Here is a 22,403-nt window from a genome sequence, read left to right as displayed (position 1 = left end):
TAATTTGATCAATACATTTCTTCTAAAACAGGAATTGATTGCAGTTTTCTTTTATTCTTAACTGTAATTTTTGAACCTTTTGCTAAGAAAACTGAAGTTGGTTTTGCATCTTGAAGAAATCTAAAATCGTTTCCATAAATTTTTTCGAAATCAATTTCAATATTGTGATTTAAAACTTCCAATTGTTCCCATCTCGGATGTTGAACTTCATATTCAAAAGTAGTCTCTTCATCGATTTTGGTATATCCAAAATAATGTTCCGTAATGAATTCAGCTTCAGAATCGACTTCAATTTCTTTTAAAACATTTGTAGTTTCCAGTTGAATAGTATTCCACTTTTTATCATTTTTCCATTGGTAAATAAAAGTATTAGTGTTTTTATTCTCAATGATTTCATGTCTCATTTTCTGAGTTTCATAATGTTCCTGATACAAAGTATTCGCAATAAATGTGATCGCTTTTTTAGGGACAATTTCTTTAATGAAAACTACACCGCGTTTCCATTCGCCATTTTCAAAACGTTTTACGTAGAATCTCAAATTGACTTCTTCAAAATCGACATGAAATGGCACTTTCAATCCTAAGACTTTGGTGTTTTTAAACATAAAACCAACTAAGCTTACGTAACATTTGTTGTTCCAAATGTCAATTTCGGTTCCTGCGGGAAGATATTTTTCTAAGATTTCAGCATCAACTTCATAATTGAAAAGTGCTAAGTTTTTCCATTCTGCTTTTAAGAAGTTCATAAGAGTTGTTTTTTAAATTTTTAAACTTTCAGAAAAAAATGAAAGTTTTGATCAAATTTTTTTATTTCATTATTTTTAAAACCAGCTTACCAAGCCAGTTTTCGTTGAATTCGGTCATTTTGTCCAACATATTATCTGCTTTTAAAACGAAATCATACAATTTGGTAGTTTGATCTACAAAGTGTTTTTCTTCTGCAGAATCTTTTGCTTCGATAGTAGAAACTTCTTTTAAGATTTTAAGCGCAGGTTTGATTTCTCTTTTGCTTCGTTCCCTTGAAATTTTTACAGCTAATTCGTCTAAATCTTTTTCGGCAGTAAAAAATTCTCTTCTTTCTCCAGCTTTATATTCTTTATAGACAATTCCCCAATCCATTAAAGCTCTTAGGTTCATGCTGGCGTTTCCGCGGGAAATTTGTAATTCTTCCATAATATCTTCCATAGAAACAGCATCGTTTGAGACCATTAATAAAGCGTGGATCTGTGCCATCGTTTTATTAATTCCCCATTGAGAACCTAATGCTCCCCAGGTTTGTACAAACTTATTTTTTGCTTCTTTGAATTCCATAAACCAAATGTAAGTAAAAGTTTTTAAACTTTCAAAAATAAATGAAAGTTTATTTTTTGAAGCTTTTAGTTTGATTTTAAAGAACTGTATAATTAAAAGATAACTTTTGCTTTGTAAGTTTTGGTAGATTTTTTACAACAAATAGATTAAGAAAAATCTTATGACTTATTTAATCGCTTTCATGCCATCTTATATTGATCTTGTGACATTTTCTTACATTAAAAAGAATGGTTCGTCTAGCTTTGATTAGGTAAAGATATAAACCATGATCTAGTATGCTGACCCCAAACAGTATTAAACATCCTTTTTGAGATTAATTCGATGCTAATTTTAGCAGCTTCCAAATGTTTTTCTGTTTTGCATTTCTCTTTCTGAGTCCGTCTTTATTTAATGTAATAAAATATTATTTAAAGATTTTAAACAATGAAGGAAAAAAGAACTTTTGATTTAAACGAATATTATTCTGACTCAAAATTTTTAAAGGAAGTTGATGCTATTATGCAAGAAAAAAAACAGATTCTTCTTTTGGAGTTTCACAGCTGGCTGATCAATTAAAAATCAGCAAAGCACAGCTTAATCGTAAAATGCAAAATCAAATGAGTTTTTCACCAGGAAAACTCATTTTGTATTATAAGATGGAGCTGGCAAAGCATATTTTGAATTTAAATAAATACTCTATTGAAGAAACTGCTGTTTATTGTGGCTTTAGCGGAGTGGCCAATTTCAGTCGTAAATTCAAACAAGAGTTTGGTCTTTCTCCTTCAGCATATCGTGAAAATGGTTTGATTACTGGGTTTAAGCCAGAAGATTGGAAAATTCCCTTAAGCAATGAATGCTTTAATAAGCTCATTCAATTAATAAGTGAATATAAATGGCTGGCAAAACTGCTGGTCATCATTATTGATAATCTTGACAACGAAGCTTTCTCTATTGAGATTTTGTCAAATAAACTTTTTATGAGCCCATCAAATCTTAATCGAAAGGCAAAAGCTTTATTTGGTTTTCCTGCGATTCGATTATTGCGGGATATAAGACTTCAATACGCTGCAGAACTCTTGATGTTAGAAAAGAAATCAATTACTGAAGCAGCCTCACTTGCAGGTTTTTTTGATATTTCTCATCTCTCGCGTGTTTTCAAACAAAATTTTAACTGTTCTCCAAGTAAATACAAGGATTACAACAACGTATTCCCGTTTGTTGATTTATTAAGAAAAGAGCTATGATTCAAATTGATAAAAAGCAGCTCATTCTATACAAATTAAAGAAAGAATAAACTGATAATTTTGACTTGTTAGAATTTACGATTGCGCAATTAAATATCTAAAAAAATAATTATTAACCCTATTAAATAAAAAATTATGAGTGTACAAGTTACAAATAAAGACGTCGTTCTTTTAGGTCACGGCAGTTATTCAGGCGGAGTAAATAATACAACACTTCCTGCAAATATTGATTTATATCTTTTACCGCCGGTTGGGTATATTTTAATGACTGATTTAGCGGCGGCTTTAATTAGCCAAACAAAAATTGACAAAATCAAGTTAAATCATGATGGCGGAAGCCCAGAGATTGTAGATGCTCCTTTCGCTATATATCGAGGAGGAGGAGCTGCTCCCAATCTTACATTATATAATTTGGGAGATCTAGCCCCATGGGGAGAAAAAACCATTGGTGATAAAAAGAATGTTGTTACTGTGAGTAAAACTACTTTACTGTCGGAATTAATTCAATCTGACCCTAAAATCTTAGCGGCTTTAAAAATCTTACCAAAAGGTGAAAAACTAAAATTATTCTGGTCGGCATGCGCTAGCCAAGTAGATGGTAATACAGCTAGTCTTATATAGATAAAGATTAGAAATAAGTAAAAAATCATGAACTGATACTGCAGATTAGAAACATGAGAAAAGCCATGAGTATTTTAAAACACAATTCAACGCAACACTGTAAATGAGATTTTTATCTCAACTAAAACTAAAAGTACATTTTGATTGATAATGAATTGCAGGATAAACTATTTAAGGCAAATTAAAAATGAAAATCATTTTAGTGGAAGATTTTAACCACTTCAAAAACAAACTGTTCGCATTCAGGAAATAATGTGAGGCGGAACCTGAAAAGCTTATGAGTAGGGAAAAATAACCAAAATATATAAATTATGGCAACTTTTAAAACAACAATCAATATTAGCCCAGACGATGTAGCAAAATTAAAAAGTCTAGGATACTCTTTATACGGATTTAAATCAGTAGCAGCTTCTGCAGGTGGTTCGCCAACCGTTTGGTTTCATTTGCCAAAGGAAAAATTATTAGGACAAACTGAAATTACTTGGGAAGAAGAGTTTCAAGCATACAATTCAACTACTACAATTGCTCCTAAAGTTACAATTAAAGCAAGTAATACAATAGAAACTGATTTAGGGGAATTAGTAACTATAGAAAAAGATTCAGGTAATATAGGCTCTACGACAGGTGGTGTTGATGGTGCTGTATCTTTTCTTAATCAAGATACGCAGGGATTTACAGTTGGAATTAATCAAGTAGTAAATGGAAAATCAAACATTTTGTGTGCATTTCCAATTTTGGGAGCCGGGTCTTCAAGAGTTATTACGCCAATTACTAAAATAGCATTGATTTTTTCTACAGATGAAATCCAAACTGCAACTGTTATTACTAAAGCAATGTCTGCGGGTGCATTTATTGACCTTACTTCCGTAAGTTCACGAGAAGTTAATTATGATACAAACACTGGCTGGAGCGCAGATAAGGGGACATGGTTGAAAAACTTTGATGCTTTTGCAGATTTACAGGCAATGTTGATTGAAAGTACAAGTACAGAAGAAAAAGCGCTTACTGAAAAACATGCATAATAAAATTATGTAGTTTGAATTACTCTTCATTAATTTTTTGATGAAGAGTAATTCTTTATTAATAGATGGAATTCTGAAATTCATATTAGTCAATATGCAGTCAATTAAAAAATAAACGAATGAAGAATTCAGTAATAATTAACTTTTCTCCAGAGACTGTAGAAGTATTAAATAAAGGAAATTATAGCTTATGTTGTTTTCTTTCCTCTAAAACTGATAATGCTTCGCTATTTACACCTTTATGCTGGAGTGTAATAAAAGGATTTTTGCAATCTGTTTTGATCGAATGGGAAGATAACCTTTGCGCCTATTTGTCTACAAGTGATATAATAGAAAATCAAGTCATATATATTCCTCAAGCTGTTTCTGCACAAAATCAGGCTGCATCCAAAAAAGCCAAAACAGGCTCAAGTTATAAAATCGATTTAAACGAAAGAATGTTAATAGAGAATTATGGCAAAGTGACCATTGATGGTAATAATGACCTTAATAATGTACTAATTCAAAATAATTCAAATAATCCATATTCAACGGGACTTTGTATTTATAATACCACTGATGAGCAATATTACGGTAATTGTGTTTTTAATACTTATGGCGGGAATACTATTAAAGTTAGTCCCGTTAATAAAGCATTTTTAATGTTTAGCAGTAAAGATATTGAAAACAACACGGTAATTCTTAATGCTGAAAATTCAGGAATACTGGTTGATTTAACTGCAAGTGAAGATAATTCTAGAACAGTTTCCTATGATATAAATAACGGATGGAGCTCAGATAAACAGGTTTGGGGAAAACAATATCCAGCGGGTACAGATTTAAAAGCTTTGTTGCTTACTTAATATTTTAGAAGCTGCAAAATAATTTTACTTCAAATTTTTCTTTTATCGTTTATCTTCTTTCGAATAGTTAGAACGACCATTTATATTAATTTCATTTCCTAAAAAACGTGGTTCCCGATTTCGTAAGACATCAAAAAAGGATTTAAAGATGGAACCATACTCTCTAAAAGTGACATATTGATAACTTAAATATTCTCCTGAGTTCGCAGAATATCCAACCGATTTAATTCCGAGTTTTTGCCCTATATAAATTGCCCGGTTCAAGTGATATTCTTGAGAGATTAATGTTGCTTTTTTAATTTTGAAAATATGCTTTGCGCGATACATTGTCGAGTACGTATCGAAGCCAGCGTAGTCGATAAATATTTTAGTAGTGTCAACTCCGTGATTAAAGCAATAATTTTTCATTACTGTTAATTCATCATATTCTTCACGTCCGTTATCTCCAGAAAGTAAAATTTTGTTAATGCGTTTCGCTTTCCATAAAAAAATCCCAGCATCCAGACGGTCTTTTAAATATTTACTTGGCTGATTTCCTTTGATTCCAGCACCAAAAATAATTCCAACATCATTTTTAGGGAATCTTTTAAGTGAATAATGAATGTATTTCTTGGTCGAAGATTTTACGTAATAATTTACAGAAACAATTGCAACTAATCCAATAATGGCAAGATAAAGGAGGATTTTAAAATATTTTTTCAAAATTATTTTTTGTAAGATTAGATTTAATCTACGAATATAGCCAATTTTATTTTCAGACAAAATCAAACAAAAAAACCGAAACAGAAATGCTTCGGTTTTGTCTAATATTCTAAGAAGTCTAAAAATCTAAGAAAGTCTACAAAAGACCCGCTCTCTTCAATAAAGCTTCTGGTTTCGGTTCTTGCCCTCTAAAACGTTTGTACAAAGTCATTGGATGTTCAGTTCCTCCTTTTGAAAGCACATTGTCCTTGAATTTTGTCGCTACTTCATGATCGAAAATACCTTTTTCCTGAAAATATTCAAAAGCATCAGCATCTAGAACCTCAGCCCATTTGTAACTGTAATATCCAGAAGAATAACCGCCTTGGAAGATATGCGAAAAAGCCGTACTCATTGCATTTTCTTTTACGTCTGGATACAATTGTGTGTTGGCAAATTGTTCGATTTCGAAAGCTTTTAAATCCGTAATGTTTGTTGGATCTTGTCCGTGCCAAGCCATATCTAAAAGTCCAAAACTTAACTGGCGCAATGTTGCCAAACCTTCTTGAAAACTTGCACTTTCTTTAATTTTCTGTACATATTCAATCGGAATAATTTCTCCCGTTTCATAATGATTTGCAAACAAAGCCAAAGCTTCTGGCTCGTAACACCAGTTTTCCATAATCTGACTCGGTAATTCTACAAAATCCCAATAAACGGAAGTTCCAGATAAACTTGGATAAACTGTATTCGCCAGCATTCCGTGTAGACCATGTCCAAATTCATGGAATAAAGTCGTTACTTCATTAAAAGTCAATAATGATGGTTTTGTTTCCGTTGGTTTTGTAAAATTGCAGACATTTGAAATGTGTGGTCTTTCGTTTACACCGTCTTTTTTATATTGATGTTTGAATGAAGTCATCCAAGCGCCATTTCTTTTTCCTTTTCTTGGGAAGAAATCGGCGTAGAAAATAGCCACTAAATTGTTCTCAGAATCCGTTACTTCGTAAGTGGTAACTTCTTCATGATATTTATCGATATCAAAAACTTTAGTAAAAGTTAATCCGTATAATTTTTTCGCAACTGTAAATGCGCCATCTAAAACTTTTTCCAATTGAAAATAAGGTTTTAGTTTTTCGTCGTCTAAATTAAAAAGCTGTTGTTTTAATTTCTCAGAATAATAAGCGCCGTCCCATTTTTCTAATTGTTCAATTCCGTCTAGTTCTTTCGCGAAAGCAGTTAATTCAGCAAATTCTTTTTGAGCTGCCGGTTTTGCTTTTGCAAGCAAATCATTCAAGAAAGAGAAAACTTTATCTGGACTTTGTGCCATTCTTTCTTCTAAAACAAAATGTGCATGTGTTTTGTAGCCCAATAAATTTGCTCTTTCAAAACGAAGTTTAGCAATTTTCAACACATTTTCCTGATTGTCGAATTCGTTATTCTGAAACGATCTTGCTCCAAAAGCAATTGCCATTTTTTTTCTTAATTCGCGATTGTCAGCATAAGTTAAAAACGGAACATAACTTGGATGATCTAAAGTAAAAATCCAGCCTTCTTTTTCTTGGTTTTTCGCCAATAATCTTGCAGCTTCAATTGTTCCTTCCGGTAATCCTGATAAATCCTTTTCGTCAGTTAAATGCAATTCGAAGGCATTTGTTTCTGCTAAAATATTTTCTTCAAATTGTAATTTTAATTTAGATAATTCTTTGTCGATTTCACGTAGTTTATCTTTTTTGTCTTCTGGCAAATTGGCTCCATTTCTAGAAAAACTTTTGTATTTTTTGTCTAAAAGCGTTGTTTGCTCCAGATTCAGATTTAATGTATCTTTTTGATCGTAAACCGTTTTTATTTTCTCAAACAAAGCGGCATTTAATGTAATGTCATTTCCAAATTCTGAAAGTAAAGGCGAAACTTCCTGAGCGATTTTTTGCATTTCGTCATTGGTTTCAGCCGAATTTAAATTGAAGAAAATACTCGAAAGACGATCTAAAATATCTCCTGAAAAATCCATTGCTACAACCGTATTTTCAAAAGTTGGAGCTTCTGTATTGTTTACGATTGTATCGATTTCAGCTTTTGCCAAAGCAATTCCTTCCTTAAAAGCAGGAATATAATCTTCGATCTTGATTTGAGAAAAAGGTGCTGTATTATGTTTAGTTATAAATTTTGAAAGTAAGACACTCATTATGATATAAATTTTTTTATTAATTGAAGTCGAAATTATTGAATTCCAAAGATAGCAATTTATAAAAATTTAATCATCTAAACAAAATCGATTCTCAGCATAAAATCCTCTTAAATTGTGTTATAGATATGTTATTTATTACTGAGGGCAATTTTAAAAGCGTAAATTGAGAAAATAGAATTTAGCAATATAAAATGCTGATCATAATTATAAAATAAAAAAGATGAATTATAAAGTTGTAATAAAGAATATAGATACGATAAATGAATTAGAAGGATATTGGTCTGATGAAGATTTTGTTCAGTTATTAGGGAAATTCAATTATCCGGATGGAGCAACAGCAGAGAAAAGCAGTTTGCCGGAATTATTAGAAATGGCTATTTCTGATTACGAGCCTAACGAAGCAGCTCAGATCGTTTTAGGATATAAACTAGGAGATCAATTGAGTGAAGGTCAGATTGAACAAATATCGAACAATATGTTGATTGATAAAGTGTGTGAAGAATACCCAGAAATACACATGCAAGGGACTTTATTTCATGTCAATCAATTGCTTTTTAAAGCCTACAATGGGAAATTTCCAAATGCAAAAGCGTCAGTTGTTCATTTTTCGATGACGCCAACTGATATTGAACCGCAAAAGCTGACTGCCGAAAATGTCCTTAAATTATTGAACAACGGTTTGTCTGATAGAAACCTTATTAAGAGATTATTCGAAAATCAAATATCTCAAAATATCCCTTTTCCTGAAGCCGAAGGTATTATTTGGGAATTGACAACAGAAGATAACGTAAATTACAATTTGGTTACTTCGGAAAATTGGATCAATAAAGATGATATAGAGGAATCTGAATTTGAATCTGTTTTGGAGGAAGTTGAAGATGTAGCATAATTTAAGTTATTAGTCGCGGTTTTCAGTCACAGTTTATACTGAAAACTGTGACTGAAAACTGCAAACTATTTCAGACCTTCAGCCGCTTTATTAACAGCTGCTTTCAATTCTTCTTTATAAGAAATAATGGTATCAAGTACTTTTTTATCATGACTTCCGATGATTTGTGCTGCTAAGATTCCGGCATTTTTTGCTCCGTTCAAAGCAACTGTTGCAACCGGAACGCCGCCCGGCATTTGAAGAATCGATAATACCGAATCCCATCCATCAATAGAATTACTAGATTTTACAGGAACTCCAATTACAGGAAGCGGTGACATTGAAGCTACCATTCCAGGTAAATGTGCAGCGCCTCCAGCTCCGGCAATAATTACCGAAATTCCGCGTGTATGTGCATTTTTACTGAAATCGAATAATTTCTCCGGCGTTCTGTGTGCCGAAACGATATCAACCTCAACTTCGATATTGAATTGTTTTAGTATGTCGATGGCATCCTGCATGACTGGCATGTCTGAGATGCTTCCCATTATAATGGCTACTTTGCTCATTTGTGTTTTTGTTTTGTTATATTTTGTTTCAGGTTTCAGGTTTCAGGTTTCAAGTTTCAAGTTTCAAGTTTCGAAAACTGAAAACTGTGACTGCAACTGAAAACTATTGAGAAATCACTTTAATAGTATTCTTAACCTGCTCCGCGATTCGTCTGGCTTCCTGCATATTTTCGTTTACAATCGTAACGTGACCCATTTTTCTGAAAGGACGGGTTTGTTTTTTACCGTAAATATGAGGTGTAACGCCATCCCATCCTAAAATAGTTTCGATGTTTTCGTAAACTACATCTCCAGAAAAACCTTCGGCGCCCACTAAATTTACCATAACTCCGGCAACTTTACTTTCGGTATTTCCTAACGGAAGATCTAAAATAGCGCGCAAATGATTTTCGAATTGAGAAGTAAAACTGGCTTCAATAGAATAATGTCCAGAATTATGCGGGCGAGGAGCAACCTCATTTACCAAAATTTCATCTTCTTGGGTTTGGAACATTTCAACAGCCAAAAGTCCAACGTGATTGAATTTTTCAGAAACATTCAAAGCAATTGCTCTGGCTTTTTCGGCTACTTTTTCGTCGATTCTTGCAGGGCAGATTACGTATTCTACTTGATTGGCTTCTGGATGAAATTCCATTTCTACAACCGGATAGGTTTTTATTTCTCCAGATGGATTTCTTACCACTATTACAGCCAATTCATTTTTGAAGGGAACCATCGTTTCTGCAATGCATTCAACATGTGGCAAATCTTCCATATCAGAAATTTGGCGAATAACTTTTACGCCATTTCCGTCATAGCCAAATTCAGTGCATTTCCATACAAACGGAATTGTGATTTCATTATTTCCAACTGATTTTTGCAAATGCAGCGGACTTTCAAATCGTAAATATGCAGCGGTCGGAATATTGCTTTCCGTATAAAAATCTTTTTGAGTTCCTTTATTCTGAATTCCTTTTAAGGTTTTTGGAGATGGGTACACTTTTACGCCTTCATTTTCTAATTGCGTCAAAGCTTCAAGATTTACCAATTCGATTTCAAAAGTCAAAACATCGACTTGTTTTCCAAAATTGTAAACCGTTTCATAATCCATCAAATCGCCCTGAAAGAATTTATTGCAGGCAATTTTGCTCGGAGCTTTATCACTCGGATCTAAAACATAAGTTTGTATGTCAAATTTTCTGGTGTCAGACAAAAGCATTTTACCCAATTGTCCGCCGCCTAATATTCCTAATTTAAAATCAGAAGAAAAATAATTCATTTTGTGTTGTGTTTTTGCAAAGATACTTGATAAAATAGAAATGCCAATTTATTGTGTATTGAATTGCTTTTATTTCTGAATTTTCAATTATTTGAAACTATAAGTTAAATGTTAAATTATTGGTTATTAAATTTTGATTGATAGCCGCAAAATGTGTAGGTTTGATACTTGATTTTCAACTATTACAGAATTTGTAAGTACATGACCACAAACAATTGGGCCAACCATATTCAGAAATATCTTTTTCTTTTAAAAGATGATTTTTTCGAACTTCCTTATCTATCAAATTCGCCTCAGGTCATGCTAGACAGCTTGATTAAACTGCCTATTGCGAAACATAATCCGGTAAAGCAAATCATTATTACAGATAATGCTTTTTGGAGGGGAACGATGCGTTACAGAACTATTGAAGATGGTTTTTGGATTTTGGAAAGCAATTTGGAAGTTAATGAAAATATTCTTGCCAAAGCCACTTATACACAAGATCATAGCAAGGATTATTATATTTTGTCGTTTTCAGTTTTTGAGTATCGATTTCCTGTAAAAGATTCTGAGGATATAGTCCTGCTGAGTACATGTTGGACATTTTATAAACCCGATACTGAAGTTGCAACTTATTTTTATAAAGGAACAAAAGGTAAGTTTTTTAATATTGCCATGAATAAAGAGTGGGTAGAGAAAAATATTAAATCGGATAAATTTTGTAAAAAAAGCGTTTTAGAGAATTTTTTTAATTCACAAAAAGGATTTTATACTTGGCTGGACATCGCTCCAAAGGCGCATGTCTTGTCTAAAAAAATATCAAAGATTTTAGAGTCTGATGATCAAATCGAACTTACAACGCCAGAATTAAGGAAAAACTGCCTGAAATTAATTGCAGCTTTTTTTGATAATTCTTTTGAAGACAGCCGTATTGAAGATAACATCTCACTGACTAATTTAGATTATGCAAATGTCGCCAAAGCAGAGAAAATGATTCTCCATAATTTACATGTTTCTTTTTTAGGTATTGATAAAATAGCCGATGCAGTAAATACTTCTGCTACGAAATTAAAAAATAACTTTAAAACTGTTTTTGGATTTTCGATGCTGCAATATCATAAAGAAAAAAATATGCTTTTGGCCAAACAATTGATTCAAAATTCCGAAATCGAAATTCAAATTATTGCTGCAATTACTGGTTTTGAAAGTGCAAGCAAGTTTACTGCTGCATTTAAAAAGAGATTTGGAGCATTGCCTTCGGTTTTTAGAGAGAATTAAATTTGATACTAGTATATGCACGTAGGAAAATGGGTTAAATTCATAAAAGAGAATATCAATTTTTATAGAGACGGCTTTTTTGAATTGCCATATTTATCTAATTCTCCGCAAGTTATTGTTAAAAGTATTGTAAATTCTCCTTCAGTAAATCATGTTGAAGAAGAACAGGCAGTTTACAGAAATAATCCCTTTTCTAAAGGCGTGATGCGCTATCGCGAAATCGAAGAAGGCTTCTGGATTATTGTTACGAGTATTACTTTTAAGAAAAATGTAATGCTAAAAGCAGTTTATGATGAAGATTTTCCGAGCGATTATTATACCCTTACCTTTTCGGTTTTTGAAAGCGAAGTGAAACTGCAAAATACATTTGCAGATAAAACACCTTTTTCAAGTAAATATTGGGGTTTTAAAAAGCCAGGAACACCAGTTGGTGCTTACTTTTATAAAGAATCGATTTGCGAATTTTACTTGTTTGCTTTTAGCAAAGATTGGGCAGAACGCAACTTTTCTTTCGAAACGCTTCCAGCAGATAATCATATTAAGAAATTCCTAAATTCAGATAACGGATTTATTACGTATCAGAATATTGTGCCGAATGCTGCAGAATTATCAAAAGAAATCTTGACCAATTTAGAAAACAATAAGCATGATTTTTTTAGTAAATCAATTTTAAAGACGAATGCCTTTCAGTTGGTTTCTACTTTTTTTAAAAATGCGTTTCTAGCGCAGCGCGAAGGAAATTATCTGCCAATTGATACTCCAGATTATCGCAAAATTGCAAAAGCTGAGAAACTGCTTCTCGATACCATAACAGATTCTTTTTTAGGAATAGAATTTATTGCGCAAAAGGTTGATATGTCGCCAACAAAACTCAAATTAACTTTCAAATCTGTTCATGGTGTTTCGATGATGCAATACCATAAAGAAAAGAAATTGCTTTTGGCTATGCACATGATTCAAAATACAGATCTGCAGATAAAAAATATTGCCTTAGCGACCGGTTATAAAAGTTCTAGCAAGTTTACAGCAAATTTTAAAAAGCGTTTTGGAAAAATGCCTTCAGAAATACGGCTTTAATCGCTGTAAAATTCTTTCTTTTCTTGATTTTTTCAATCCTAAATCACATTTTTTTTGGTGACTTTATAAACACCGTATTTATACCTGTTTTTGTTTTTAAGTTGTTGTTTTTTAATGGTTTAGTTATGTGTTTTAACAAGTTTTGCACAGCCTTTTTTATATCGTGAATATTGTTGGTCGTTTCGGGCTATCGATGTGTCCGAATGGGCTATTCGAGGTTTGGATTTCGATATAATTTTGTTCGGTAATCTTAAACCAACCAATATGATAATAAAACTACTTTACTTCGCGAATGTATTTCGCAACTTTCAAAAAACTCCTTATTCGAATTTGCATATTAGATAGTGCAAAAAGATATTTCCAGCAGTTTTTAATTTTCCTTCCAGTTAAAAAAAATTGTCGAAAGACGATTAAATGTCCATTGTTACTGACAAATTGGACAGGATTTTTATTGCTGTTTATCAACAGCTAGGGATAAGGTAATACTAATTAATAACCAAACAATTAATGAAAAAAAAGACAAATTATTGGTCAAAGATTTCTATAGAAAATTTGCCAATAAAAAAATATATGATACTTGCGATGTTAGCGTTGCTATTTCCGTTAGTATCTTTTTCGCAAACAGTTTATACATTTACAAGTGCTGGAGCAACCGGACGTTTTGGTCCAACACAGTCTCAAGTTACTACTGCTTATACAGCAACGACACTTGCCGGAGCAGTTACTGTTAACACTCAGGGGTATCAAGAATGGGTTGTACCTGTTACTGGAAAGTACTCCATTCAAGCAGTTGGTGCTTCTGGAGGACAACAGAGCACTAATGAGTTTGGTACAGGAGCAGATATATACGGTGAGTTTTCATTGACGGCAGGCACAGTCTTGAAAATTGCTGTAGGACAATACGGATTAAATGGAACCGATTGGGAAGGGTCTGGAGGAGGAGGAGGTTCATTTGTAGTTCTCCTTACGGGGAATAGTCCTTTGTTAGTTGCTGCAGGTGGAGCAGGAAGTGACGGAGCTGGAAACTATAATGTGAGATTACACCCTGGGGGAACATCAATATTTGGTGACCCTTCAATTCAAGGAACTACTACAGCAAATGGAGCTATAGCAAGCAGTGCTGGCGGTGGATTTAATCTAAATGGCGAGGATGGGAATGTTAGCACTGGTGGGCAGTCTTTTTTAAATGGAGCTATTGGAGGTGATTGCAGGTATGGCCAGTTATTGTCACACGGTGGATTTGGCGGCGGTGGCGCAGGAGATTATTACACATGTGGTGGCGCAGGAGGTGGTTATCAAGGCGGTAATACTTTTGGTTCGTATGATGCATCGACAGGGCCACAAGCGGCGTATAGTTACAATTCTGGTTCTAATCAGATAAATAATTCAGGAATTGATGGAGCCACTGACACTGCTTTGAAAATGAATGGTCAAGTAATAATAACATCTCTTTACTCAGCATCCATATCTCAAACTGCAAATGTTTTATGTAGTGGTGATTTAACAGGAGCACTTTCTGTTGCTGTAGATGGAAGTACTGGGCCTTATACATATGCGTGGTCACCAAATGTTAGTACGACTGATACTGCTTCAAATCTTGGAGTTGGAACATACAATGTAACAATAACGGATGCAAATAGTATTCCTACAACAGCTTCGTTTACAATTATTGCTACTGATAATGTAAAACCAACTGCAATTGCAAAAAATATAACAGTTCAATTAGATGTTAATGGAAGTGTAACCGTAAACGCAACTCAACTAAATAATGGAAGTACAGACAATTGCGGAATTAGCAGTTATGCAATTGCTTCTGGATCTGTAGGAACAGTTTGCGATATGGTTAACGAAGGAAGCGATTTAACGCTTACAGCAGCATCATCTAGTGTTTTTACTAAGGTTGATTTTGCCAGTTATGGAACGCCATCAGGAAGCTGTGGTAATTACGCTTTGGGTTTTTGTAACTCTTTCTACAGTGTACCTAACGCTGAAAGTTTTTTGTTAGGACAATCTAGTGCTACTATTACCGCAGATAATCTTACTTTTCTAGATCCTTGTGGTGGAACTCCAAAAAGATTGGCTATTCAAGCTAGTTATGGACCGGTATCCGGATCTGAAACAAGTTCTATAACCTATTCTTGTACTGATTTAGGTACGCATAATGTTGTTTTATTTGTTACGGATAATAACGGAAATGTATCGACTGTAAATGCAACAATAACAGTTGAAGATATCGAAATTCCTGTAATTGCTTCAAACGGAGATCAAAATGTAAATGTTGATGCCAATTCTTGCGGAGCAACTGTAGTTGTTTCAGCATCTGCTACAGATAATTGTACAGTTGGAACGCCAACAGGAGCAAGAAACGATGCAAAATTGCTTACAGATGTTTATCCAGTTGGTACTACAACAATCACTTGGGATGTAACAGATGCTAATGGAAATGCAGCAGCTCCAGTAACTCAAATCATAACGGTAACAGATAATGAAATTCCAGTAATTGCTTCAAACGGAGATCAAAATGTAAATGTTGATGCCAATTCTTGCGGAGCAACTGTAGTTGTTTCAGCATCTGCTACAGATAATTGTACAGTTGGAACTCCAACAGGAGCAAGAAATGATGCAAAATTGCTTACAGATGTTTATCCAGTTGGTACTACAACAATCACTTGGGATGTAACAGATGCTAATGGAAATGCAGCAGCTCCAGTAACTCAAACCATAACGGTAACAGATAATGAAATTCCGGTAATTGCTTCAAACGGAGATCAAACAGTAAATACTGATTCAGGCAACTGCGGTGCAATGGTTTCAGTTTCTGCAACAGCGACTGATAATTGTACAGTTGCAACGCCAACAGGAGCAAGAAACGATGCAAAATTGCTTACAGATGTTTATCCAGTTGGTACTACAACAATCACTTGGGATGTAACAGATGCTAATGGAAATGCAGCAGTTCCAGTAACTCAAACCATAACGGTAACAGATAATGAAATTCCAGTAATTGCTTCAAACGGAGATCAAACAGTAAATACTGATGCAGGAAACTGTGGTGCAATGGTTTCAGTTTCTGCAACAGCGACTGATAATTGTACAGTTGCAACGCCCACAGGAGCAAGAAACGATGCAAAATTGCTTACAGATGTTTATCCAGTTGGTACTACAACAATCACTTGGGATGTAACAGATGCTAATGGAAATGCAGCAGTTCCAGTAACACAAACCATAACGGTAACAGATAATGAAATTCCAGTAATTGCTTCAAACGGAGATCAAAATGTAAATGTTGATGCCAATTCTTGCGGAGCAACTGTAGTTGTTTCAGCAACAGCAACAGATAATTGTACAGTTGGAACACCAAGCGGAGTAAGAAACGATGCAAAATTACTTACAGATGTTTATCCAGTTGGTACTACAACAATCACTTGGGATGTTACAGATGCTAATGGAAATGCAGCAGCTCAAGTAACGCAAACTATAACGGTAACAGATAATGAAGTTCCAGTAATTGTTTCAAACGGAGATCAAAGTGTAAATATTGATGCCAATTCTTGCGGAGCAACTGTAGTTGTTTCAGCATCTGCTACAGATAATTGTACAGTTGGAACTCCAGCAGGAGCAAGAAACGATGCAAAATTGCTTACAGATGTTTATCCAGTTGGTACTACAACAATCACTTGGGATGTTACAGATGCTAATGGAAATGCAGCAGCTCCAGTAACGCAAACCATAACGGTAATAGATAATGAAATTCCAGTAATTGCTTCAAACGGAGATCAAACTGTAAATTCTGATGCAGGTATCTGCGGTGCAGTGGTTTCAGTTTCTGCAACAGCTACAGATAATTGTACAGTTGGAAATCCAACAGGAGCAAGAAACGATGCAAAATTACTTACAGATGTTTATCCTCTAGGAACTACGACTATTACTTGGAATGTAACTGATGCTAACGGAAATGCAGCAGCTCCAGTAACGCAAACAGTAACTGTGACAGATAATGTGTTGCCAACCGTAATAGCAAAAGATTTTACAGCGCAGCTTGATACAACAGGAAATGCAACAATTTTGGTTTCAAATATTGATAATGGTTCAACAGACAATTGTGGAATTAATACAATTGAATTAGATAAAACTTCATTTACTTGTGCCAATGTTGGAGCCAATACAGTTACTTTAAAAGTGACAGATATTCATGGAAATGTTGCTTCAGCGCAAGCTACAGTAACTGTTGAAGATAAGATTGCGCCAGCAGTTTTAACAAAAGACATTATAGTGCAGCTTAATGCATCTGGAAATGTTTCAATTTTAGCTTCTGATGTAAATAACAATTCATCTGATAATTGTGCAATAACAACTTTAACTGTTTCTCCAAATACTTTCACTTGTGCAAACATTGGAAATAATACAGTGACTTTAACAGCTACAGATGCTAGTGGAAACACTTCATCTGCAACAGCAATAGTAAATGTTGAAAACAAAATTGCACCGACAGTTTTAGTAAAAAATGCTTCAGTGCAGCTTAATGCTTCAGGAAGCGTAACCATTACAGCTTCTGATGTTGACAATAGTTCTACAGCTTCTTGCGGTACTTTAACTTTATCGGTTTCTCCATCAACATTTACTTGTGCGAATGTTGGAGCTAATACAGTTACCCTAACGGCTACAGATGCAAACGGAAATACTTCTTCTCGTACATCAACAGTAACGGTTCAGGATAAAGTTTTACCAACTGTTTTAACTAAAAATCTAACAGTTCAGCTTGATGCAGCAGGAAATGTTTCCATCACTGCCGCTCAAATTAACAACGGAAGTTCAGATAATTGCGGAATTGCAACTGTAACAGTTATTCCAAGCACTTTTAGCTGTAACAATGTAGGAGCAAATCAGGTTACTCTTAGAGTTACAGATGTTAACGGAAATATAGCTACTGGAACTGCAACAGTAACAGTTCAAGATATTATTCTTCCGACAGTTAAAACAAACAACATTAGCGTTGAGCTGGATGATGCAGGAAATGCTTCTATCACAGCGAACCAAATTAACAATGGAAGTTCTGATAACTGTGGTATTGCAACGGTTACTCTTAGTAAGCTTTCTTTTAATTGTACAAATACTGGAGTTAATACAGTGGTTTTAACCGTTACAGATAAAAACGGTAATAAAGCAACTGCTAGCGCAACAGTAACGGTTAAAAATAGTTTCGGTGATAATGATAATGACGGAATTTTAGACAATTGTGATGTTGATGATGACAATGACGGAATTTTAGATACTTCTGATAACTGTCCAATTACTGCAAATCCTTATCAAGAAGATCGTAATAATAATGGTCTTGGAGATGCTTGTGATAAAGATCAAATGAATATTTCTGAAGCCTTTACTCCAAATGGAGATGGTATTAATGATACTTGGGTTATTTCTAATATCGAAAATTATCCTAGTTCTGTAGTCCGTGTTTTCAACCGTTGGGGAGCTGAGGTATTTACTGCCAGAAATTACCAAAATGATTGGGATGGACATTCAAAAGGAAGTAATAGTACTTTACCTGCAGCAAGTTCATATTTCTATCAAATTGATTTAGATGGAAATGGATCGATCGACAAACAAGGTTGGATATACATTAACAGGTAATTGTAAAAAATAAAATTTTAGAAATGAAAATAATTAAAAATATATTGGCTGGAGCATTACTACTTTTTAGTAGTATGCTTTTTGCCCAGCAAGAAACGATGCTTACAACATACCGATACCAAATGAATGTTGTAAATCCAGCTTATGCAGGTGTAGATGGCGAAACACTTTTGTCAACTACTTTCCGCAAGCAATGGACAGGAATTGAAAATGCTCCAGAAACGCAAGCTGTGTCTTTCGGAACATCTGTAGGAAGTAATTTAGGATTAGGTGTTTCTATGGTTTACGATAAAACTTTTATCGAAAAACAAACGCAAGTAGGAATTGATCTTTCATACAAACTACAAGTAGGAGCACTTACTAATTTGTATTTAGGTATAAAAGCTGGCGGAAATTTTTACAACGTAAATACTTCTGGTTTGCAGACTTATGTGCCACAGTCGGATCCTGCTTTGGCAAATATCAATCAATTTAATCCAAACGTAGGAGTTGGAGCTTTATTGAAAAATGATAAATATTTTGTATCCCTTTCTGTCCCAAGAATATTAAATACAGAACGTGCAAAAAACAAAGACGGTTACGCAGCGGTTGCAACAGACAGACCTCACGTTTATTTAAGCAGTGGTTACGATTTCGATTTTGAAACAACAACACCGTTAGTTTTAAAACCATCATTTATGATGAGATACGTGAATGGCGCGCCACTTTCTGTAGATCTGAATGTGATGCTTCAAATTGATGAATTTTTTGAAATTGGAGGAAGTTACAGAATCGACAATGCTTATGCAGGAATCGCAGGTTTAACAATCAGCAAGCATTTAACTTTTGGATATGCTTATGAAGCCAATACTGGTAAAGTATTAGCAAGCTCCAAAAACTCGAACGAATTTTTTCTTCGCTTCAAATTTTAATAACCCCCATTATAAGAATTTAAGTGAAGCTTAGTTTTATTTTTTGAGTAGTGAAAAGAGGACATCTGCCTACAGATGTCCTTTTTTGATTTTATAACTATTCTATTTTCTTCAAAACTTCTTTTGCAACTGCTTTGTACGCGGCTGAATGATGTGCATAATCTTTGTTTAAAATAACTTGCAGTTCTGGATGAATCCAATCGAAATGATTTCCTAAAATATATAAAGTTCTGATTGAATAGGCTTTTGTAGCCACTTTTACATCGTTTATCAGCCAGTCAAAAGAGGCTTCAATACAATCTTGAAGGTTTTTTTCAGATAGTAAAATACTGTTTTCGTCTTTTCTATAGTGTGATTTTACTAAAAGCTGTATCACTTTTGCAATGGGTCTTATGGCACTTTCATCTTTCAAAATTTTTAAATTAGAACAGAAAAAATCAAGATGAGGTTGGAACCAAGAAAGCTCTTCATAGGATATAAATTCTAAAATCCAACACGCTCTATGATGGTTTTTATTCGACGGAGAAAAAGAAATTAATACTAATTCATTAAATAGAGACGAATCGTCTAAAACATCTTCTGCTGCCTTTAGCCGGCTTTCTCTACAAGCATTAACGTAATCCAATTTTTTGTCCAATTCCGAAAGCATTTTTTTTGAATTTAATTTAATTACGAATCTAAAATAAGTAATTTAATGAAACGCTTCCGTAATAATTTATAGGAAGTCCAGGATAGTAATATCTAGGAGATACATTTCCAACCGCAACGGCATTGGGTAAAATTAAAGAAGCATATTTTTCATCTGTAACATTGTTAATGCCGAAAGCAAATTGAGAGTTTAGATTTGGCATAATTTCAAAACGATAACCTGTTTTAAGATTTAAGATTTTATAAGAATCTGAAAATGCTGTATTTGCATCGTTCATCGGAATTTTATCTACAAACTGAAAATCGGCAGAAAAATAAAGTCCTAAAGTTGTATTTAAAATCAAACCTGCATTGACTTTGTTTGCAGGAACACCAGTTAATTTATTTCCAGAATAATCATTTCCGCTATCAACAAATTCTTTAAATTCATATTTTCCTAGAGAAGTTGCGATGTAAGAGCTTAATGAAAGAATTCTATTAATGAACCAATTGTGTTTTAAAGTTATTTCAATTCCTTCATGAAAAGTTGTACCGGCATTTACACCTTCGTATTGATCGTCGCCAATTCTTTTCGCCACCAATAAATCTTTAATTTCCATTCTGTAAACTGCAGCTTCAGCATATACGTTTTTGTTGAAAAAATAGAATTTTCCGCCAAGTTCAAAATTATAACCGTTTTCAGGTTTTATATCTGGATTGATGGTTCCGTTGCTGGTTAAAGTTTCTTCTGTTGCAGGCAATGAAAATCCTCTGCTTGCCGAAAAGTAAATCGTCTGTTCTTGATTTGGTTTAAAAAGCAAAGAAAGCTGTGGCGAAAAAATACCGTCATAACTGTATTTTTCAGTAGTCGTAATTGAATTCGGAAGAAAATTGGTCAGTTCAAAAGAAGTCTCATTATAATTCAATCCGGCTTGAAACTCAAATTGTTTCGAAATAGAAGTTCTCAGCTGCGCAAAGACATTATAGAAATGTCTTTTTTGATCCGTTTCTGTAAGCTGATTTCCTTGAAGGCTTCCTTGGCCGTTGTTTTGTTTGTATAAATTCTCAAAAGTATTTCCGTTATAATTGTCTCTGAAATATTCAACTCCAGCAACAAATTGATTTGCCATTTTCCCGATTTTAAAATTTCCCGAAAATTGCGTTCTAGCTCCAGCTGCAAAAGTATATTGTCGCAGAATATCAAAAGGACGTGGTTCATTACTGTCTTTATAATTAATAAAAACCGAAGTTGAATTGCTTAAATTATCATTGATTTTAAAATCATAAGCTAATCCAGCTAAAGTCGATTTATATTCTTTATATCCTTTTGATGCTACCCATGTCGGCGCGCCAGCTTTCGGATTGTTATCATATACTTCTTTGCTGATCGAACTCGGAATAAAAGCATTTAAATACGTATAGTTCGAAAAATAAGTCAGTTTGCTTTTTTCTCTTCTAAATAATTCTCCTGCAAGCGTAATTCCTTCACGTTTATAAGCGCTGTTTTCTCGCCAGCCATCCGTTTCAAGTTTATGGTAACTTAAATTCAGGCTAGCGCTTTTTTCATTCAAACTGTAATTTAAAGTATTTTTTAATAATCCATACGAACCAAAAACCGTACTTATTCCTGCATTTTGTCCTTGTGTTTTTGAAAGTTGAGGTGAAATTAAAATCGCACCGCCCAAACCCGCGCCATAAACACTCGAAAGCGGTCCTTTGATAATTTCAATTTGGTTGAGGTTTTCCAAATCAATATCGTCAATAACCGTTTCACTGTTTCCAGAAGTCAATGGGATACTGCCGTAAAAAGCACGTATTTTATTGGTTCCATAAGGTGTTCTTGCTCCAATACCACGAATCGAAATTCGGGTTGTAGTCAAGTTAGAAGATTGCATAAAAACGCCGGGAATTGTATTAATTAAAGTAGTGATATCCGTCGCGTTATTTTGCTGTAAATCTTTTTTTGATAAAAGACCTATAGAAGCTGGGGCATTTTGCAAACTGTCGTTAATATGAAAGGAGCTGATAACAACTTCCTCTAATTTTTCTGGTTTGACAGGATCAATAGATTTGCCTTTTTGTTCTTGTGCTAAAATGTTTTGAGAAATAAAAAGCACAAAAAGAAAAAGGCAATATTTTTTTAGAGCCATAAATAAGTTGCGTTAAAAGTGCCATTTTTTAAACACATAGGAACATAGATTTAAATACTGAAAAAAGGCGTTTCACTATACATCAATTCACATAGCTATGTGTTTTTAGACAAGTGAAACGCCTTTTCAACACAAAGTCACTATGTTCCTATGTGTTTAAAAAT

At 33.9% G+C, this 22,403-nt stretch carries 18 protein-coding genes; 10 read left to right on the top strand and 8 right to left on the bottom strand.

Translation table 11 applies throughout. The features are described from left to right. Positions 1-8: 8 nt before the first annotated feature. Positions 9-746: a YqjF family protein gene (locus IR010_RS10645; protein ID WP_194603647.1), complete on the bottom strand. Its 738-nt coding sequence runs from the start codon at positions 744-746 to the stop codon at positions 9-11. 61 nt (positions 747-807) lie between these two features. Further along, a complete protein-coding gene (locus IR010_RS10640; protein WP_029272008.1) occupies positions 808-1,311 on the bottom strand; it encodes a GbsR/MarR family transcriptional regulator in 504 nt (167 codons plus the stop codon). Positions 1,312-1,734: 423 nt separating this feature from the next. On the opposite strand from IR010_RS10640, the gene IR010_RS20220 reads away from it, so the two are divergent. The 5 genes from IR010_RS20220 to IR010_RS10620 all read left to right on the top strand — a co-directional run bounded on the left by IR010_RS20220 (position 1,735) and on the right by IR010_RS10620 (position 5,019). Further along, entirely contained in the window at positions 1,735-1,866 is a 132-nt protein-coding gene (locus tag IR010_RS20220; RefSeq protein ID WP_255350757.1) for a hypothetical protein, read from the top strand. A 41-nt stretch (positions 1,867-1,907) separates the two neighbouring features. After that, on the top strand, positions 1,908-2,534 hold the full coding sequence (locus tag IR010_RS10635) for a helix-turn-helix transcriptional regulator (protein ID WP_255526338.1): 627 nt from the start codon (positions 1,908-1,910) through the stop codon (positions 2,532-2,534). A gap of 135 nt (positions 2,535-2,669) precedes the next feature. Beyond that, positions 2,670-3,155 (top strand): putative adhesin, encoded by a 486-nt coding sequence (locus IR010_RS10630; RefSeq protein WP_194603643.1) that lies wholly within the window; start codon positions 2,670-2,672, stop codon positions 3,153-3,155. Between the two features lie 311 nt (positions 3,156-3,466). Beyond that, positions 3,467-4,177 (top strand): hypothetical protein, encoded by a 711-nt coding sequence (locus IR010_RS10625; protein ID WP_194568820.1) that lies wholly within the window; start codon positions 3,467-3,469, stop codon positions 4,175-4,177. Positions 4,178-4,296: 119 nt separating this feature from the next. Next, positions 4,297-5,019 carry a hypothetical protein gene (locus tag IR010_RS10620; protein ID WP_194603641.1) on the top strand — a complete coding sequence of 241 codons (723 nt, stop codon included), beginning with the start codon at positions 4,297-4,299 and terminating at the stop codon, positions 5,017-5,019. Between the two features lie 42 nt (positions 5,020-5,061). Here IR010_RS10620 and IR010_RS10615 read toward each other — a convergent pair whose 3' ends face one another. After that, a complete protein-coding gene (locus tag IR010_RS10615; protein WP_194603640.1) occupies positions 5,062-5,721 on the bottom strand; it encodes a vancomycin high temperature exclusion protein in 660 nt (219 codons plus the stop codon). 136 nt (positions 5,722-5,857) lie between these two features. Further along, complete coding sequence (locus IR010_RS10610; RefSeq protein ID WP_194603637.1) at positions 5,858-7,885, bottom strand: M3 family metallopeptidase; 2,028 nt, start codon at positions 7,883-7,885, stop codon at positions 5,858-5,860. Positions 7,886-8,108: 223 nt separating this feature from the next. On the opposite strand from IR010_RS10610, the gene IR010_RS10605 reads away from it, so the two are divergent. Then, positions 8,109-8,777 (top strand): hypothetical protein, encoded by a 669-nt coding sequence (locus IR010_RS10605; protein WP_194603635.1) that lies wholly within the window; start codon positions 8,109-8,111, stop codon positions 8,775-8,777. A gap of 65 nt (positions 8,778-8,842) precedes the next feature. On the opposite strand, the gene purE is transcribed toward IR010_RS10605, so the two are convergent. Together purE and IR010_RS10595 are read right to left on the bottom strand one after the other, a co-directional pair. Then, positions 8,843-9,325 (bottom strand): 5-(carboxyamino)imidazole ribonucleotide mutase, encoded by a 483-nt coding sequence (purE, locus tag IR010_RS10600; protein ID WP_192187054.1) that lies wholly within the window; start codon positions 9,323-9,325, stop codon positions 8,843-8,845. A 103-nt stretch (positions 9,326-9,428) separates the two neighbouring features. Beyond that, positions 9,429-10,583, bottom strand: a complete 1,155-nt coding sequence (locus IR010_RS10595) for a 5-(carboxyamino)imidazole ribonucleotide synthase (RefSeq protein WP_194603632.1) — start codon at positions 10,581-10,583, stop codon at positions 9,429-9,431. A gap of 201 nt (positions 10,584-10,784) precedes the next feature. Between IR010_RS10595 and IR010_RS10590 the strand changes: the two genes are divergently transcribed. The 4 genes from IR010_RS10590 to IR010_RS10575 all read left to right on the top strand — a co-directional run bounded on the left by IR010_RS10590 (position 10,785) and on the right by IR010_RS10575 (position 19,462). Then, on the top strand, positions 10,785-11,843 hold the full coding sequence (locus tag IR010_RS10590) for a helix-turn-helix domain-containing protein (protein WP_194568807.1): 1,059 nt from the start codon (positions 10,785-10,787) through the stop codon (positions 11,841-11,843). Between the two features lie 15 nt (positions 11,844-11,858). Then, entirely contained in the window at positions 11,859-12,920 is a 1,062-nt protein-coding gene (locus tag IR010_RS10585; protein WP_194603629.1) for a helix-turn-helix domain-containing protein, read from the top strand. A gap of 507 nt (positions 12,921-13,427) precedes the next feature. Next, complete coding sequence (locus IR010_RS10580; protein ID WP_194603626.1) at positions 13,428-18,551, top strand: gliding motility-associated C-terminal domain-containing protein; 5,124 nt, start codon at positions 13,428-13,430, stop codon at positions 18,549-18,551. A 23-nt stretch (positions 18,552-18,574) separates the two neighbouring features. Further along, complete coding sequence (locus IR010_RS10575; protein ID WP_194568801.1) at positions 18,575-19,462, top strand: type IX secretion system membrane protein PorP/SprF; 888 nt, start codon at positions 18,575-18,577, stop codon at positions 19,460-19,462. 97 nt (positions 19,463-19,559) lie between these two features. Here IR010_RS10575 and IR010_RS10570 read toward each other — a convergent pair whose 3' ends face one another. Next, complete coding sequence (locus tag IR010_RS10570) at positions 19,560-20,111, bottom strand: hypothetical protein (protein WP_194603623.1); 552 nt, start codon at positions 20,109-20,111, stop codon at positions 19,560-19,562. Positions 20,112-20,139: 28 nt separating this feature from the next. Then, a complete protein-coding gene (locus IR010_RS10565; protein ID WP_194603621.1) occupies positions 20,140-22,239 on the bottom strand; it encodes a TonB-dependent receptor in 2,100 nt (699 codons plus the stop codon). Between the last annotated feature and the right edge of the window lie 164 nt (positions 22,240-22,403).

The organism is Flavobacterium sp. MR2016-29 (assembly GCF_015350695.1).
Classification (GTDB): Bacteria; Bacteroidota; Bacteroidia; order Flavobacteriales; family Flavobacteriaceae; genus Flavobacterium.
This window is presented reverse-complemented; position numbering and strand designations above follow the sequence as displayed.